15 protein-coding genes and 1 tRNA gene are annotated in these 15,730 nt (G+C 76.0%); 14 read left to right on the top strand and 2 right to left on the bottom strand.

Annotated elements, in window-relative coordinates; genetic code table 11:
* Window positions 1-35 precede the first annotated feature (35 nt).
* From ACI8AR_RS01945 to ACI8AR_RS01925, 5 genes are all read left to right on the top strand, one after another.
* Window positions 36-926, top strand: coding sequence for a TatD family hydrolase (locus ACI8AR_RS01945; RefSeq protein WP_457049472.1), 891 nt, complete (start codon window positions 36-38; stop codon window positions 924-926).
* A 27-nt stretch (window positions 927-953) separates the two neighbouring features.
* Window positions 954-1,793, top strand: coding sequence for a hypothetical protein (locus tag ACI8AR_RS01940; RefSeq protein ID WP_457049471.1), 840 nt, complete (start codon window positions 954-956; stop codon window positions 1,791-1,793).
* 322 nt (window positions 1,794-2,115) lie between these two features.
* Window positions 2,116-3,207: a transglycosylase family protein gene (locus tag ACI8AR_RS01935; RefSeq protein WP_457049470.1), complete on the top strand. Its 1,092-nt coding sequence runs from the start codon at window positions 2,116-2,118 to the stop codon at window positions 3,205-3,207.
* On the top strand, window positions 3,180-4,085 hold the full coding sequence (gene rsmA, locus ACI8AR_RS01930) for a 16S rRNA (adenine(1518)-N(6)/adenine(1519)-N(6))-dimethyltransferase RsmA (RefSeq protein ID WP_457049469.1): 906 nt from the start codon (window positions 3,180-3,182) through the stop codon (window positions 4,083-4,085). Before ACI8AR_RS01935 ends, rsmA begins: the two co-directional genes overlap by 28 nt.
* Window positions 4,082-5,041 (top strand): 4-(cytidine 5'-diphospho)-2-C-methyl-D-erythritol kinase, encoded by a 960-nt coding sequence (locus ACI8AR_RS01925; protein WP_457049468.1) that lies wholly within the window; start codon window positions 4,082-4,084, stop codon window positions 5,039-5,041. Before rsmA ends, ACI8AR_RS01925 begins: the two co-directional genes overlap by 4 nt.
* A 2-nt stretch (window positions 5,042-5,043) precedes the next feature.
* Here ACI8AR_RS01925 and ACI8AR_RS01920 read toward each other — a convergent pair whose 3' ends face one another.
* Window positions 5,044-5,631 (bottom strand): TetR family transcriptional regulator, encoded by a 588-nt coding sequence (locus ACI8AR_RS01920; RefSeq protein WP_456938831.1) that lies wholly within the window; start codon window positions 5,629-5,631, stop codon window positions 5,044-5,046.
* Window positions 5,632-5,660: 29 nt separating this feature from the next.
* Window positions 5,661-6,650, bottom strand: a complete 990-nt coding sequence (locus ACI8AR_RS01915; protein WP_457049467.1) for an acyl-CoA desaturase — start codon at window positions 6,648-6,650, stop codon at window positions 5,661-5,663.
* 186 nt (window positions 6,651-6,836) lie between these two features.
* On the opposite strand from ACI8AR_RS01915, the gene ACI8AR_RS01910 reads away from it, so the two are divergent.
* The 9 genes from ACI8AR_RS01910 to ACI8AR_RS01870 all read left to right on the top strand — a co-directional run bounded on the left by ACI8AR_RS01910 (window position 6,837) and on the right by ACI8AR_RS01870 (window position 15,524).
* Window positions 6,837-6,909, top strand: a tRNA-Gln gene (locus ACI8AR_RS01910).
* Between the two features lie 39 nt (window positions 6,910-6,948).
* On the top strand, window positions 6,949-8,460 hold the full coding sequence (gene glmU / locus ACI8AR_RS01905; RefSeq protein ID WP_457049466.1) for a bifunctional UDP-N-acetylglucosamine diphosphorylase/glucosamine-1-phosphate N-acetyltransferase GlmU: 1,512 nt from the start codon (window positions 6,949-6,951) through the stop codon (window positions 8,458-8,460).
* A gap of 12 nt (window positions 8,461-8,472) precedes the next feature.
* The gene (locus tag ACI8AR_RS01900) at window positions 8,473-9,453 is read left to right on the top strand and encodes a ribose-phosphate diphosphokinase (RefSeq protein WP_457049465.1); all 981 of its coding nucleotides are present in this window, start codon (window positions 8,473-8,475) and stop codon (window positions 9,451-9,453) included.
* A 137-nt stretch (window positions 9,454-9,590) separates the two neighbouring features.
* Window positions 9,591-10,295 carry a 50S ribosomal protein L25/general stress protein Ctc gene (locus ACI8AR_RS01895; protein ID WP_457049464.1) on the top strand — a complete coding sequence of 235 codons (705 nt, stop codon included), beginning with the start codon at window positions 9,591-9,593 and terminating at the stop codon, window positions 10,293-10,295.
* Between the two features lie 92 nt (window positions 10,296-10,387).
* Entirely contained in the window at window positions 10,388-10,951 is a 564-nt protein-coding gene (pth, locus tag ACI8AR_RS01890) for an aminoacyl-tRNA hydrolase (protein ID WP_457049463.1), read from the top strand.
* A 164-nt stretch (window positions 10,952-11,115) separates the two neighbouring features.
* Window positions 11,116-12,621, top strand: a complete 1,506-nt coding sequence (locus ACI8AR_RS01885; RefSeq protein WP_457049462.1) for a sugar transferase — start codon at window positions 11,116-11,118, stop codon at window positions 12,619-12,621.
* 147 nt (window positions 12,622-12,768) lie between these two features.
* Complete coding sequence (locus tag ACI8AR_RS01880; protein ID WP_457049461.1) at window positions 12,769-14,079, top strand: DUF1972 domain-containing protein; 1,311 nt, start codon at window positions 12,769-12,771, stop codon at window positions 14,077-14,079.
* A 23-nt stretch (window positions 14,080-14,102) separates the two neighbouring features.
* Window positions 14,103-14,750, top strand: coding sequence for a hypothetical protein (locus ACI8AR_RS01875; RefSeq protein ID WP_457049460.1), 648 nt, complete (start codon window positions 14,103-14,105; stop codon window positions 14,748-14,750).
* A 93-nt stretch (window positions 14,751-14,843) separates the two neighbouring features.
* Complete coding sequence (locus ACI8AR_RS01870; protein WP_457049459.1) at window positions 14,844-15,524, top strand: acyltransferase; 681 nt, start codon at window positions 14,844-14,846, stop codon at window positions 15,522-15,524.
* The last annotated feature ends 206 nt before the right edge of the window (window positions 15,525-15,730 follow it).

Below are 15,730 nucleotides of genomic sequence, written 5' to 3'. Positions count from 1 at the left end.
GCAGAAATGGCCATCTCTGCCGCACGGGCCGGGCAGTGAGCCGCTCGGCCGCGTCCCGCGCCAACCGGCGGGGCGAGCCACCGCCGTCCCCGGAGCCGCTGCCGGCCCCGGCGGTCGACAGCCACACCCACCTCGACATCGTCCTGAACGGCTTCCGCACCGACGAGCCCGCGGACGACGACGCGGTGGACGCCGAGATCGCCGCCGCGGCCGCGGTGGGGGTGCCGCGGCTGGTGCAGGTCGGCGTCGACGTGCCCTCCTCGCGGTGGTCGGCGGAGCTGGCGGCGCGGCACCCGGGCGTGCTGGCCGCCGTCGCCGTCCACCCCAACGAGGCCGGGGAGGGCGCCGCCGACGACGACGCGCTGGCCGAGATCGACCGGCTGGCGGCGCTGCCGCGGGTGCGCGCGGTGGGGGAGACCGGGCTGGACCGCTTCCGCACCGGGCCCGAGGGCTGGGCGGCGCAGGAGGCGTCGTTCCGGGCGCACCTGCGCATCGCGAAGGAGCACGGCGCCGCGCTGGTCGTCCACGACCGCGACGCGCACGACGAGGTGTTGCGGGTCGTCGACGACGAGGGCGCGCCGGAGCACGTGGTCATGCACTGCTTCTCCGGCGACGCCGCGTTCGCGAAGGCCTGCGTCGAGCGCGGCTTCGTGCTGTCCTTCGCCGGGACGCTGACCTTCGGCAACGCCGGCTACCTCCGCGAGGCCGCCGCGCTCACGCCGCTGGACCAGCTGCTCGTCGAGACCGACTCGCCCTTCCTCACGCCGGTGCCGCACCGCGGCCGGCCCAACGCCTCGCGTCTGGTGCCGCACACCGTCCGGGCGTTGGCCGAGGTCACCGGCGTGGAGGTCGCGCAGCTGTGCGACGCCCTGACCCGGAACGCCGAGCGGGTCTTCGGGACCTGGGGGACCGACCGGCTCGACTGACCGCGTCGGCGTTGCACACTGGTCTGCGTGGGTCGCCTCATCGCCGTCGTGCTGTTCATCGCCGTCCTGGTGCCCGGCGTGCTGCTCGCCCGCGCGTGGGCCCTGGCCGCGGGTCGCCGCGCCGTCGCGTCGGCGGCGATCGACTTCGCCACGCCCACGCCCGAGGGCGTGGCCGCGCTGCAGCGGCAGGCCCAGCACGGCCGCCGCGTGCGCCGGCTCGGGCTGCTGCTCGGCGTCGTGGGGATCGTCGCCAGCGTCGTGATGTTCGCCGAGGCGTCGGTGTTCCTCTGGCTGCCCGCCCTCGTCATCGGCCTGCTGGCCGGCGTGGTGCTCGCGGAGGCGACCCGCCCGCGGCCGCGCTGGCGGCTGTCCGACCCCGCCCGCCGGCCGCGGCGCGGCGAGCAGGTCTCGCCGTGGCTGCTGTGGACCACGCGCGCCGTCGTGCTCGCGGAGGTCCTCGTGACCGTCCTGATGTGGCAGCGCGGCGAGCTCGCCGACACCGTCGCCTGGGTCGCGCTCCTGGTCCCGCTCGTGGCGTGGCTGCTGGCCGAGACGGCGCTGCTGCGCGTCCTCGTCCGCCCGTTGCCGGCCGAGGGCGCCGACGTGCCGGTCGACGAGGCGCTGCGCACCTGGACCGCGCACCTGGTCACCGCGGCGGCGAGCGTGCTCGCGCTGCTGCCCCTCGGCACGCTGCTGCTGGCCGCCGGCATCGACCTCGGCGACCGGGTGACCGAGAACGTCGACCTGCTGCCGGTCGCGCTGGTCGCCGGGGGTTTCGCGAGCCTGGCCGCGGGCCTCGCCGTCGCCGGCTTCCTGCTCACCTGGCTGCGCCCGGTGCGGGCGAACGAGCGGGCGCTGGCCGGCTGAAGCCCGCTCCGGTGCCCGGCCGGGGCGCCGGTCACACCGTGACGTCGGTCACCGCCTGATCTCACGCACCGCATCCGTCACCGCTGTCACATGCGGCGCGTCCCTCACCGTTCGTGTCGGCGCGGCTCCATGTCGACGTGTCGCCCCTCTGCTTCACTTCCTGCGCACCGTTGCTAGACGTGGCGCACTCGTTATCGTGTCGTGACTGACAGCCGGGGTGGGATCGCCGGACGGCGTCCGACGGTCCCGGGAACCCCCGCGCTGTCGGCTGCCGCTCGGGTGTGCGACCCCCTGCCCGGTCCCTCGACCCCGTGGAAGTGTCGTGCCCCGAACGCTGAAGCTCGCCCTGTTCGCCCTGGTCCTGCTCGGGCTGGTCGGCGGCTCCGTGGCCTGGTTCGCCGCGCAGAAGTCGCTCACGCTCACCGTCGACGGGCAGGCCCGCGAGGTCAGCACCTACGCCGACACCGTCGGGGAGGTCCTCGAGGAGGAGGGCCTGCGGACGCAGTCGCACGACGTCGTCCTCCCGCGCCCCGCGGCCGCGGTGGCCGACGGCGACACGGTCGTGGTCAACCGCGCCCGCCCGCTGCAGCTCACCGTCGACGGCGTGACCCGCGAGGTCTACGTGACCGCCCTGTCCGTGGACGAGGCGCTCGACCAGCTCGGCTACCGCGCCGAGGACATGGTGCTGTCGGCCAGCCGCAGCGAGCGGCTCCCGCTCGACGGCATGGCGCTGTCGATCACCACCCCGAAGGCCGTCACGCTCGTCGTCGACGGCGCCACCCGCGTGGTGACCACCACCGCGGCCACCGCCGGCGACCTGCTCGCCGAGCAGGGCGTGACCCTCGGCGCGCACGACCGGACCAGCCTGTTCGCGACCCAGCCGCTGCTCAACGCCATGCGGCTGCAGGTCTACCGTGTGCAGGTGACCGAGCAGGTGGTCACCACCCCGATCCCGCACCAGACGGTCCGCACCGACGACCCGAACGTCTTCGAGGGCGACGAGACCGTCACCCAGCCCGGCGTCGACGGCGAGCAGGCCACCACCTTCCGCGTGACCGTCACCGACGGCGTCGAGACCGGTCGCGAGCAGCTGAACACCTCGGTCACCCGCCCGGCGGTCGACGAGCTGGTCAGCGTCGGCACGAAGGAGCGCCCGGCGCCGGAGCCCTCCACCAGCGGGCTGGACTGGGACGCGCTGGCGCGGTGCGAGGCCGGCGGCAACTGGTCCATCAACACCGGCAACGGCTACTACGGCGGCCTGCAGTTCAACCAGAGCACCTGGCTGGCCAACGGCGGCGGCGAGTACGCCCAGTACCCGCACCAGGCCACCCGGGAGCAGCAGATCGACATCGGGGAGCGGCTCTACGCCGCCCGAGGCGCCTCGCCGTGGCCGCACTGCGGTCGCTACCTCTGATCCACCCGGAGAACACCCCGCTGAGCACACCTCCCGAGCAGGCCGACGGGCTGCTGGGCCCGGCCGCGATCCGCGAGCTGGCCCAGCAGCTCGACCTGCGCCCGACCAAGACGCTCGGGCAGAACTTCCTGCACGACGCGAACACCATCCGCCGGATCGTGCGCACCGCGGAGCTGCGCCCCGACGACGTCGTCCTCGAGGTCGGGCCGGGCCTGGGCTCGCTGACCCTCGGCCTGCTGCCGGCCGCCGCAGCGGTCACCGCCGTCGAGATCGACCCGCGGCTGGCCGCCCTGCTGCCGGCCACGGTGGCCGCCCGCCGGCCCGACCTCGCCGGCCGGCTGACCGTCGTCGAGGCCGACGCGCTGCGGGTGACCGAGCTGCCCGGGCCGCCCCCGACGGCGCTGGTGGCCAACCTGCCGTACAACGTGGCCGTGCCCGTCCTGCTGCACCTGCTCGAGCTGCTGCCCTCGCTGCGCCGGGCGCTGGTGCTCGTCCAGGCCGAGGTGGCCGAGCGGCTGGCAGCCCCGCCGGGCGGCGCCGCCTACGGCGTGCCGTCGGTGAAGGCCGCCTGGTACGGCACCGCCCGCCGGGCCGGCAACGTCGGCCGCCGCGTCTTCTGGCCCGAGCCCAACGTGGACTCCGGGCTGGTCGCCCTCGACCGGCACGACCCGCCGCCCGGCGACCGCGCCGCCACCTTCGCCGTCGTCGACGCCGCGTTCGCGATGCGCCGCAAGGGCCTGCGCGCGGCGCTGGCCCGCTGGGCCGGCAGCCCGGCCGCCGCCGAGGCCCGGCTGCGGGCGGCGGGCATCGACCCCGCGACCCGCGGCGAGCAGCTGTCGGTGGCCGACTTCGCCCGGCTGGCGGCGACCGCGCCGTGAGCTGGTCCTCCCCGGGCGGCCCCGGCCACACCCGCGGCGACGGCTCCGTGGCCGCGCACGCCCCCGCCAAGGTCAACGTGTCGCTGGCGGTCGGCCCGCTGCGCGAGGACGGCTTCCACGACCTGCAGACGGTCTACCTCGCGGTCTCCCTGCTGGACACGGTGACCGTGCGCCCCGGCGAGGGGCTGTCGGTGACGGTGACCGGCGAGGGCGCCGACGGCCCCGACCCGGTGCCCACAGACCGGCGCAACCTCGTCTGGCGGGCCGCCGAGCTGCTCGCCGAGCACGCCGGGGTCGCCGCCGACGCCGCCATCGCCGTGGACAAGGCCATCCCGGCCGCCGCGGGGCTGGCCGGCGGCAGCGCCGACGCCGCGGCCGCGCTGGTCGCCCTCGACGCGCTGTGGGGCACCCGCGCCACCCGCGGCGACCTCACCGCGCTGGCCGCGCAGCTGGGCAGCGACGTGCCGTTCTCGCTGGCCGGCGGGGTCGCGCTGGGCAGCGGCCGCGGCGAGCGGCTCACCCCCGTCCTCGCCCGGCGGCCGTCGCACTGGGTGCTCGGCATCGCCGAGGGCGGGCTGTCGACGCCGGCCGTCTACGCCGAGCTCGACCGGCTGCGCGCCGAGGGCCGGGTGCCCTCCGGCGCCGCGTTCCCCTCGCCCGAGCCGGTGGTCGCCGCCCTGCGCAGCGGCCCGGTGACCGCCCTCGCCGGGGCCCTCGCCAACGACCTGCAGGCGCCCGCCGTCTCGCTGCGCCCGGCGCTGCGCCGGGCCCTGCGGGGGGCCGTCGACGCCGGCGCCGCCGCCGCGGTGGTCAGCGGGTCGGGCCCGACCGTGGCCGCGCTGGCCGCCGACGAGGACGCGGCGGTGCGGCTGGCCGCCGTCCTGGCGGGGGAGGGCCTGTTCCGCACCGTCCGGGTGGTGCACGGGCCGGTGCCGGGGGCCCGCCTGGTCGGCTGAGCTCAGCCGTCCCGGTGCCGCAGCGCCGGGTCGGGGTCCAGGTGCGCGAGCCCGTTGTAGGCGAGGTCCACCAGCCGGGCGGCCACCTCGGCCTTCCCCGGCGAGCGGGTCTCCAGCCACCAGTGGCCCACCTGCGCGACCATCCCGACCAGCGCCTGGCTGTAGAGCGCGGCCAGCCGCGGGTCGTGGCCGCGCGCGCCGAACTGCTCGGCGAGCAGGTGCTCGACCCGGCGGGCCAGCTCCCCGATCAGCGACGAGTACGAGCCGGGGGAGTCGCGGGAGAGCACGCGGAACCCGTCGGTGTCCTCCTCGACGTAGTCCAGCAGCGCCAGCGCCGCCCGCTCCAGCAGCGCCCGCGGGCTGCCGCCGGCGGCCAGGGCGGAGGTGAACCGCTCGAGCACCCGCGCCATCTCCCGGTCGACGACGGCGGTGTAAAGCCCCTCCTTGCCGCCGAAGTGCTCGTAGAGGACCGGCTTGCTCACATCCGCGCGAGCGGCCAGCTCCTCGATCGAGGTGGCCGCGTAGCCGCGCTGGGCGAACACCTCCCGGCCGACCGCCACCAGCTGCTCGCGCCGCTGGGAGCGGCCCATCCGCGCCCGTCGCCGGGGCGCGCCGGCGGTCAGGACGCCACGGCGCCGGCGGCCGGGACCCGCCGCTTGGCCGCCAGCCGGACCGGGTCGGGCCACTTCACCGAGTGCGCCCACCCGAGCTTCTCGAACACCCAGATGACCCGGGCGCTGATGTCGACCTGCCCGCGCAGGACGCCGTGCCGGGCGCAGGTCGGGTCGGCGTGGTGCAGGTTGTGCCAGGACTCGCCCGCGCTCAGGACGGCCAGCGGCCAGAAGTTGGTGGCGCGGTCCCGGGAGGCGAAGGGCCGGCTGCCCACCACGTGGCAGATCGAGTTGATCGACCAGGTCACGTGGTGCAGCAGCGCGACGCGCACCAGCCCGGCCCAGAAGAACGCCGTCCATGCGCCGGTCCAGCTGCCGGTCACCAGGCCGCCGACCGCCGTCGGGACGGCCAGGCTCAGGAACGCCCACAGGATGAACAGCCGGCTGGTGACCCGCAGGCCGCGGTCCTTGAGCAGGTCGGGGGCGTAGCGCTCGGCGTTGGTCTGGCGCCGGTCGAACAGCCAGCCGAGGTGGGCGTGCCACATGCCCTTGAGCAGCGCGCGGGTGTCGGTGCCGTAGCGCCACGGCGAGTGCGGGTCGCCCTCGCGGTCGGAGAAGGCGTGGTGGCGGCGGTGGTCGGCCACCCACTGCACCACCGGGCCCTGGACGGCCATGCAGCCGACGACCGCCAGCGCGATCCGCAGCGGACGGCGGGCCTTGAACGAGCCGTGCGTGAAGTACCGGTGGTAGCCGACGGTCACCCCGAGCAGGGTCAGGAAGTAGAAGCCGACCGCCAGGCCGACGTCCAGCCAGGACAGCCCCCAGCCCCACACCGCCGGCACGACGGCCGCCAGCGCGAGGAACGGCACGACGACGAACACGTAGAGCGTGAGCTGCTCCAGGTGCCCCTTCTCCTTGCCCAGCGCGTTGGGCGGCAGGCCCTTGTCCGGGTCTGCGGGACGGAAGGCCGTCGGCCGGGTGAGGGAAGGGGCGGACACGGGGCCTCCAGGGGTCGTCCGTCGCGGGCCCCGGGTCGGCGTCCGGCGGCTCCGGGGCCGTAACCTACGTCACCGTAGGGAGGACCGCTCCTCGAGGGGACGACGCCGTCCGGGCGGCTCCCGTGCCCGCCTCCGGCCCGCCCCCTAGGCTCGTCCCACGCGGTGCCGTGCGGGGACGGCGCGCGGTGGGGGATGGGGTAATCGGCAGCCCGCCGGCCTTTGGAGCCGGGAAGTCTCGGTTCGAGTCCGAGTCCCCCAGCAACGTCCCACCCGGTCGCACCCGTCGTCGAGGAGATCCGTGAGCCCGCAGCAGCCCGTCGCCGCCGTCGTCGTCCTCGCCGCCGGTCAGGGGACCCGGATGCGGTCGACCACCCCGAAGGTGCTGCACGAGATCGGCGGGCGCAGCATGCTCGGCCACGTCCTCGCCGCGACCGCGCCGCTGGCGGCGGGCACCACGCTGGTCGTCGTCGGGTCCGGCCGCGCGATGGTCGAGGAGCACCTGGCCGCCGTCGCGCCGGACGCCCGCGCCGTCGTGCAGGAGGAGCAGCGCGGGTCGGGGCACGCGGCGCAGGTGGCGCTGGAGGCGGTGCCCGACCTCGAGGGCCCGGTGCTCGTCGTCAACGGCGACTCGCCGCTGCTCACCACCGGCACCCTGGCCGCGCTCGTGGCGGCCCACCACGAGGCGGGCAGCGTCTTCACCGTGCTGACCGCCGAGGTGGGGGACCCCACCGGCCTCGGCCGGATCGTGCGGGGGGAGGACGGCGCGCCCCGGGCCATCGTGGAGGAGAAGGACGCGACCGCGCAGCAGCGGTCGATCCGCGAGGTCAACGCCGGCGTGTACGTCGCGAACGCGGCCACGCTGCGCCGGGTCCTCGCCGGGCTGTCCACCGACAACGCCCAGGGTGAGCAGTACCTGACCGACGCGCTGGCGCCGCTGGTCGAGGGCGGCGCCCCGGTCGCCGCCGTCGCGGCGCAGGACCCGGTCGACGTGCTCGGCTGCAACGACCAGCGGGAGCTCGCCGCGCGGCGGCGCACCCTCAACGACCGCGTCCTCGACGCGCTCATGGTCGCGGGCGTCACCGTCGTCGACCCGGCCACCACCTGGGTCGACGTCACCGCCTCCGTCCTGCCGGGGGCCCGGCTGCTGCCCGGCGTCCAGCTGCACGGGACGACGACGGTCGCGGCCGGCGCCGCCGTCGGCCCGGACACCACGCTGACCGACTGCACGGTGGGGGAGGGCGCCACCGTGCTGCGGACGCACGCCACCGGGGCCGAGATCGGGCCCGGGGCGACGGTCGGGCCGTTCAGCTACCTGCGGCCGGGCACCCGGCTGGCGGCCCGGTCCAAGGTGGGCGCCTTCGTCGAGACGAAGAACGCCGCGGTCGGCGAGGGGTCGAAGGTGCCGCACCTGTCCTACGTCGGCGACGCGACGATCGGCCGCGGGGCGAACATCGGCGCGGCGACCGTCTTCGTCAACTACGACGGCGTGGCCAAGCACCACACGACGATCGGCGACGCCGTCCGTGTGGGATCGGACACGATGCTGGTCGCGCCGGTCACCGTCGGGGACGGCGCCTACACGGCCGCGGGCTCGGTGATCACCCAGGACGTCCCGCCGGGGGCCATGGGTGTGGCGCGGGCCAAGCAGCGCAATGTGGCAGGCTGGGTGGGACGCCGTCGCCCGGGCACCTCCGCCGCGCAGGCCGCGGCGGCAGCGACAGCAGCAGCGGCCGAGGACCCGGCCGGGGGCCGGGCCGCGGGTGACGCACCGGACCGGCCGGCGGACCCCGAGGCCACCCACGAGCAGTGAGGCAGTGAGCCGATGAGTGCGATCCGGCAGACCACCAGCAAGAGCCTGATGCTCTTCTCCGGCCGGGCGTACCCCGAGCTGGCCTCCGAGATCGCCGGGCACCTCGGCGTCACCCCGACCCCCACGGCCGCCTACGAGTTCGCCAACGGTGAGCTGTTCGTCCGCTTCGAGGAGTCCGTCCGCGGCTGCGACGCCTTCGTCGTGCAGAGCCACACCGCGCCGATCAACACCTGGCTCATGGAGCAGCTGATCATGGTCGACGCGCTCAAGCGCGCCTCGGCCAAGCGGATCACCGTCGTCGCGCCGTTCTTCCCCTACGCCCGGCAGGACAAGAAGCACCGCGGCCGCGAGCCCATCTCCGCCCGGCTGGTCGCGGACATGTTCAAGACCGCCGGCGCCGACCGGCTCATGGCCGTCGACCTGCACACCGCGCAGATCCAGGGCTTCTTCGACGGCCCGGTCGACCACCTGTTCGCCCTCGACCTGCTGGTCGCGCACGTGCGCGACCGCTGGGGCGACCGCGACATCACCGTCGTCTCGCCGGACTCCGGCCGGGTGCGGGTGTCGGAGCGGTGGAGCGACAAGCTCGGCGGCGTCCCGCTGGCCTTCATCCACAAGACCCGCGACCCCATGCGGCCCAACGAGGTGGTCGCCAACCGCGTCGTCGGCGAGGTCGCCGGGCGGGTCTGCATCCTGGTCGACGACATGATCGACACCGGCGGCACGATCGTGAAGGCCGCCGAGACGCTGTTCGAGGCCGGCGCGGCCGACGTCATCGTCACCGCCACCCACGGCGTCCTGTCCGGCCCCGCGGTCGACCGGCTGAAGAACAGCAAGATCAGCGAGGTCGTCATCACCAACACGCTGCCGATCGAGCCGGCCCGCCAGTTCGACAAGCTCACCGTCCTCTCCATCGCCCCGCTGCTGGCCCGGGCGATCAAGGAGGTCTTCGAGGACGGCTCGGTCACCAGCCTCTTCGGCGGCGCCAGCTGAGCACCGGGTACGCTGGTCGGAGCCCGGCGAGGGAGACGGCCGTCCGTACTCCGTGATCGACGTGCGTGTGCTCCTGCGAGGTGTGCCGCGCCCGGCCGCCGGCACCCGGCCCACCCGCTGTTGAGGAGCACACCACCGTGGCTGACTTCCGCCTCGTCGCCGAGGCCCGCACCGAGTTCGGCAAGGGCAGCGCCCGCCGGACGCGCCGCGCGGGCCGCATCCCGGCCGTCCTGTACGGGCACGGCCAGGACGTCGTCCACCTGTCGCTGCCGGCCCGCGAGTTCGCCGCGGTGCTGCGCAACGGCGGCACCAACGCCCTGATCACCGTCGTCCTCGACGGCCAGGAGCAGCTGGCGCTCACCAAGTCGGTGCAGCGCGACCCGCTGACCCGCCAGCACGAGCACGTCGACCTGCTGGTCGTCCGCCGGGGCGAGCGCGTCACCGTCGACGTCCCCGTCGTCACCGTCGGCGAGTCCGGCCCCGAGACCCTGCTCAGCGTCGAGCTGAACACCGTCTCCCTCGAGGCCGAGGCCACCGCCATCCCCGAGACCATCGAGGTCGACGTCACCGGCCGCGGCGCCGGTGACGGCGTGACCGCCGGCGACCTCCCGCTGCCGTCCGGTGCCACCCTGCTGACCGACCCCGAGGCCCTGGTCGTCAACGTCATGGGCGCCCCGACCGCCGAGCAGCTCGACGCCGAGCTCACCGAGGCCGAGGCCGAGGCCGGCATCGAGCGCGAGGAGTCCGCGCCGGCCGCCGAGGGCGTCGGCGAGGGCGACGTCGTCCCCGAGCCGCTCGCGCAGGGCAGCGGCGAGTCGATCGAGTCGACCGAGAACAGCTGAGGTCCCCGCTGACCGAGAGCACGACCCGCAGGGGCGCCGGCACCGCCGGCGCCCCTGCGGCGTCCGCACCCTCCGAGGGCCCCTTCCTCGTCGTGGGGCTGGGCAACCCCGGCCCCTCCTACGCCGGCAACCGGCACAACGTCGGCGCGATGGTGCTCGACGAGCTCGCCGCCCGGGCCGGCGTGAAGCTCGCCGCCGGCAAGGGTGCCCGCGCCCGGGCGCTGGCCGGGGAAGGCCGCCTGGCCGGCCGCCGCGTCGTCCTGGCCCGGCCGACGACGTACATGAACGAGTCCGGCGGCCCCGTGCGCGGGCTGCTCGACTACCACAAGCTGCCGGTGACCGACCTCGTCGTCGTGCACGACGAGCTCGACATCCCCTTCGCCGCCGTGCGCCTCAAGCGCGGCGGCGGGGAGGGCGGGCACAACGGGCTGCGCTCGATCAGCCGCTCCGCCGGGACCAAGGAGTACCTGCGCGTCCGGGTCGGCATCGGCCGGCCGCCGGGCCGCCAGGACCCCGCGGACTTCGTGTTGAAGGACTTCTCGGCCACCGAGCGCAAGGAGCTCGACCTGCTGGTCGCCGAGGCGGCCGACGCCACCGAGGAGCTGCTCGCCCTGGGTCTCGAGGCGGCGCAGAACGTGGTGCACCCGCGCACCTGAACCCTCCCCTTCGGGTGAACCGTCACTCTCCGCGTTGACCCGTCCATGACGCTCTGTGAGTGTTCTTCGTGCATCGGGGGACAGGACGCAGGTCGAGGCGTCATGACGATGCACCGTCCGTGACGGCCGTCTCCCTCGTGCACTCTGAGTGACGAGGGGGAGATGTGCTGCTGGACCACTCCGGTTCCGGGTCGGGGGCCGCCACGCGGGCCCTGCCCGTCCCGCGCCCGGCCGCCGAGCAGCGGCACGTCCTGCGCGCCGTCGGCCGTCCCGTTCCCCGCCGCTGGGCCGGGCGGTACTCCGCGGTCCTGCACCTGCTCGACCTCGCCGCCGCGGTCCTGGCCACCGGCGCCGTCGTGCTGGCCCATCCGGCCGCCTTCTCACCTGCCCGCCCCGTGGTGCTCACCGCCGCCGCGCTCGTCCTCGCCTGGCCCCTCCTGCTGGTGGGCACCGGCGCGCACGAGGAGCGGGTGTTCGGCACCGGTAGCGACGAGTACCGCCGCGTCGGCCGGGCGGGCTTCCTGCTCCTGGCCCTGACCTGCGTCGTCTCCTTCCTCGGGCAGCTGGGCCTCAGCCGCGCGCTGGTGCTGCTGGCCGTCCCGGGGCTCACCGTCCTCACGCTCACCGGCCGGTACGCCGCGCGGTGCGGGCTGCGCCGGCTGCGGGCCCGCGGCGCGTGCACCAAGCGGGTCGTCGTCGTCGGCCGCGGCGGCGCCGTCGTCGAGCTGGCCACCGCGGTCCGCCGGCAGAGCTACGCCGGGCTCGAGGTGGTCGGTGCCTGCGTCACCCCGGACGGCCGGGCGCGGGTCGCCGGCGCCCTGGGCGTCCCGGTCGCGGGGCTCGACGACGTCGTCGCCACCGCCGCTCGGCTGGGGGCCGACACCGTCGCGGTGACCTCCGCCAGCGAGACCGCCGCCGAGTACCTGCGCCGGCTGTCCTGGCAGCTGGAGGGGACCGGCATCGAGCTGCTCGTCGCGCCCGGCCTCATCGAGGTCGCCGGCCCGCGGCTGCACATCCGTCCCTTCGAGGGCCTGCCGCTGCTGTCGGTCGAGCAGCCGCGGTTCCGCGGCTGGGGCCGGCTGGTCAAGGGCGGCGTCGACCGCGCCGCCGCCGCGGTCGCGCTGCTGCTCCTCGCGCCGGTCCTGCTCGCGCTGGCCGCGGCGGTGAAGCTGGACAGTGCGGGACCGGTCCTCTACCGCCAGGAGCGGGTGGGCGCGAACGGCCGCGGGTTCACCATCCTCAAGTTCCGCAGCATGGCCGTCGACGCCGACCGCCGGCTGGCCGAGCTGCTCGAGCGCAACGAGGGCGACGGGCTGCTGTTCAAGATGCGGCACGACCCCCGCGTCACCCGCGTCGGACGCTGGCTGCGGCGGTTCTCCCTCGACGAGCTGCCCCAGCTGTTCAACGTGCTCGGCGGGTCCATGTCGCTGGTCGGGCCCCGCCCGCCGCTGCCCGCCGAGGTCGAGCGCTACGACTCCTCGGTGAGCCGCCGGCTGCTGGTCAAGCCCGGCCTGACCGGCCTGTGGCAGGTCTCCGGCCGCAGCGACCTGTCCTGGGAGGAGGCCGTGCGGCTGGACCTCCGCTACGTGGAGAACTGGTCGCTCGCCCTCGACGCGCTGATCCTCGCCAAGACCGTCCGCGCGGTCGTGACCAGTGCCGGCGCCTACTGAGCGCTCCTCACGCCCGCCTCACCCCCGTCCTCCCGGCCGGGGGGACGAGCCCGACCCCCTCGCCCACCAGCACCGAACGGGCCTCCTCCGGAGGCCCGTCGCCCCGACCGTGCGCCGCGAGGCGCCGCACTCCCGGAGGACCGGCCGATGAACCGCACGAGCATCGCCATGGTGGGGACCCGCGGCGTCCCGGCCCGCTACGGCGGTTTCGAGACGGCGGTCGAGGAGGTGGGCCGCCGGCTCGTCGAGCGCGGGCACCGGGTGGTCGTGTACTGCCGCACGGTCCCGGGCGCTCCCGAGCCGCCGGCCGAGCACCTCGGCATGGAGCTGGTGCACCTGCCGGCCGCCCGCCGCCGGTCGCTGGAGACCCTCAGCCACACCGCCCTGTCGGTCCGGCACCTGCTGGCCCACCGCACCGACGCCGCGATCGTCTTCAACGCGGCCAACGCCCCGCTGCTGCCGCTGCTGCGCGCCGCCCGCATCCCGGTCGCGACGCACGTCGACGGCCTGGAGTGGAAGCGCGCCAAGTGGGGCGGCGCCGGCCGCCGCTACTACCGGACCGCCGAGGCGCTGGCCGTGCGCTGGTCCGACGTCCTCATCGCCGACGCCGAGGGCATCGCCGAGTACTACCGCGCGGCCTTCGCCGCGCCGACGACGCTGCTCACCTACGGCGCGCCGCTGATCGCCCCGGGCGCGCACCGGCTGGCGGAGCTCGGCCTCGAGCCCGGCGGCTACCACCTGGTGGTGGCCCGGTTCGAGCCGGAGAACCACGTCGACGTCGTCGTCGAGGGCTACGCCGCCAGCGACGCCGCCAAGCCGCTGGTCGTCGTCGGCTCGGCGCCCTACAGCGACGACTACACGCGCCGGGTGCACGCGCTCGCCGACGAGCGGGTGCGGTTCCTCGGCGGCGTCTGGGACCAGGAGCTGCTCGACCAGCTCTACGCCCACTGCGCGACCTACCTGCACGGCCACTCGGTCGGCGGCACCAACCCCTCGCTGCTGCGCGCCATCGGCGCGGGCGCTGCGGTCACCGCCTTCGACGTCTCGTTCAACCGCGAGGTCGTGCGCGACGCGGGCCGCTTCTTCCGCACGCCCGGCGACGTCGCCCGTGAGGTGGCCGCCGCCGAGGCCGACCCCGGGCGCGTCGCCCGCGACCGCGTCCGGTCGCGCGAGATGGCGGCGCGTTACGACTGGGACGAGGTGGCGCGGGGATACGAGGAGCTGGTGGACCGTCTGGTCACCGGTCAGGGTCCCCAGCGCCGCCCGTCCGGCCGCCGGAGCCCGGTCCCGGACGTCGAGACGCAGGTGCCGGCCGCGGTCCCACGGTGGGCACGGCCCCCGCAGGACCGCGTGGGCGCCGGCGCGCCCCTGCAGCCACACGCCGTCCCGGCCGTCCCGGACCTCGACCTGGCGGACGCGACCACCGCGCAGGGTGCCCCGGGCCGGGGTGTCCGATGACCCGGCCCGGCCGGACGGGACGGGTGGGACCGAGGCGCCGGCTGCTGCTGCTGGCCGTCGTCGTCGCCGCGCTCGTCGGCGGGGTGCTGTGGGCGCTGCCCCGCGGCGGCGACGAGGCACCGACCGCGGCCGACGCGGTGCCGAGCGCCACGGTCGGCGGGATCGCGGAGGGGGTCCCCCCGACCGCGACCCCGACCGGCGGGAGCAGCACGCCGCCCGCGCCGGTCACCCCGGAGCCGAGCGGACCGACCGAGGTCGCGGACGAGCCGCCGCCGAGCCGGCCGGCCGTCTCGTTCGACGGGACCGCGGAGTCGGCCGACGGCGTCACCGCCACGGTGCAGACCGTGGAGGCCGTGGAGGGGACCGGTTTCGGTCCCGGCAACATCGCCGGCCCGGCGCTGCGCGTCACCGTCCGGGTCTCCAACGGGACCTCCGCGCCGGTCCCGCTCGACGGGGCGGTCGTGCGGATGACCCACGGGGAGACCGACACCCCCGCCTCCCCGTTGGAGGACCCGTCCCGCGCACCCTTCTCGGGCACGGTGGCGCCGGGGGACACCGCCGACGGCGTGTACGTCTTCCGCGTCCCCGAGGACCAGCGGCAGCGGGTGACCGTCGTCGTCGGTCACCAGGCCGGTGCGCCGCTGATGGTCTTCACCGGACCGGTGGGCTGAGGACGCGGGCAGATGGACAGCACCCGAGGACGTCCTGCGTCCTCGTCCGGGACCGGACCACCACGCGGTGGTGCCGCGCTCCGCCGCTGGGTCGTGCGGACGGCCGGTGAGCTGCGCGGCCGGCCCCTCGCCATCGATCCCCGGATCGGCCCCGCGTACGTCCTCGCGCTGGTCGTGGAGCGCGGGGTCATGGCCGCTCGGGGTCTGGTGCGGTTCCCCACCCGGTCGTCGCGGCCGTTCGTGGGCGCGCGCGTGCGGCTGCGGGGCAAGCGCCGGCTGACCACCGGCCGCGGGGTCACCCTCGGGCACGGCTGCCTGGTCGACGCGACGTCCGTCGAGGGCGTGCACCTCGGCGACGGCGTCACGGTCGGACGCAACACGCGCATCGAGTGCACCGGGAGCGTGGCCACGCTCGGGCGCGGCCTGACCGTCGGTCCGGGTACGGGCCTCGGGTCGGACAACCTCTACGGCTGCGCCGGCGGCATCCGGATCGGTGCGGACACCATCGTGGGGGAGTTCGTCTCCTTCCACTCCGAGGACCACGTCTTCGCCCGCCGCGACGTCCCCATCCGCGACCAGGGCGTCACGCACCGGGGCATCGAGGTGGGGAGCGGTTGCTGGATCGGCTCCCGGGTGACCGTCCTCGACGGCGCCCGCATCGGTGACGGCGTGGTGATCGCGGCCGGTGCCGTGGTGACCGCCGGGGAGTACCCCGCCCACGGCGTGTACGGCGGCGTGCCGGCCCGGCTGCTCCGGATGCGGCCCGAGGGCTGACCGGTCCACCCGCGTCTCGCGGGACGTGCCACCGGCCCCGCTCGCGCCGCGGCAGCACACGTCGTCCGGTCCCTCACCCGCCGGTGACCGTCGCACGGGGCGCGGGGACGCGTGATCCGCCACCGGCGACCGGGACCGGGGGCCAGGTCCGCTCCGGCGCCCGTCCGCGATCCGGGGAGAGGCACTTCCCGACGTCGGGGGAGGCC

This window comes from Geodermatophilus sp. SYSU D01036, from assembly GCF_054050435.1.
The sequence above is the reverse complement of the archived record's forward strand: the minus strand, read 5'-3'. Positions and strand labels throughout refer to the sequence as shown.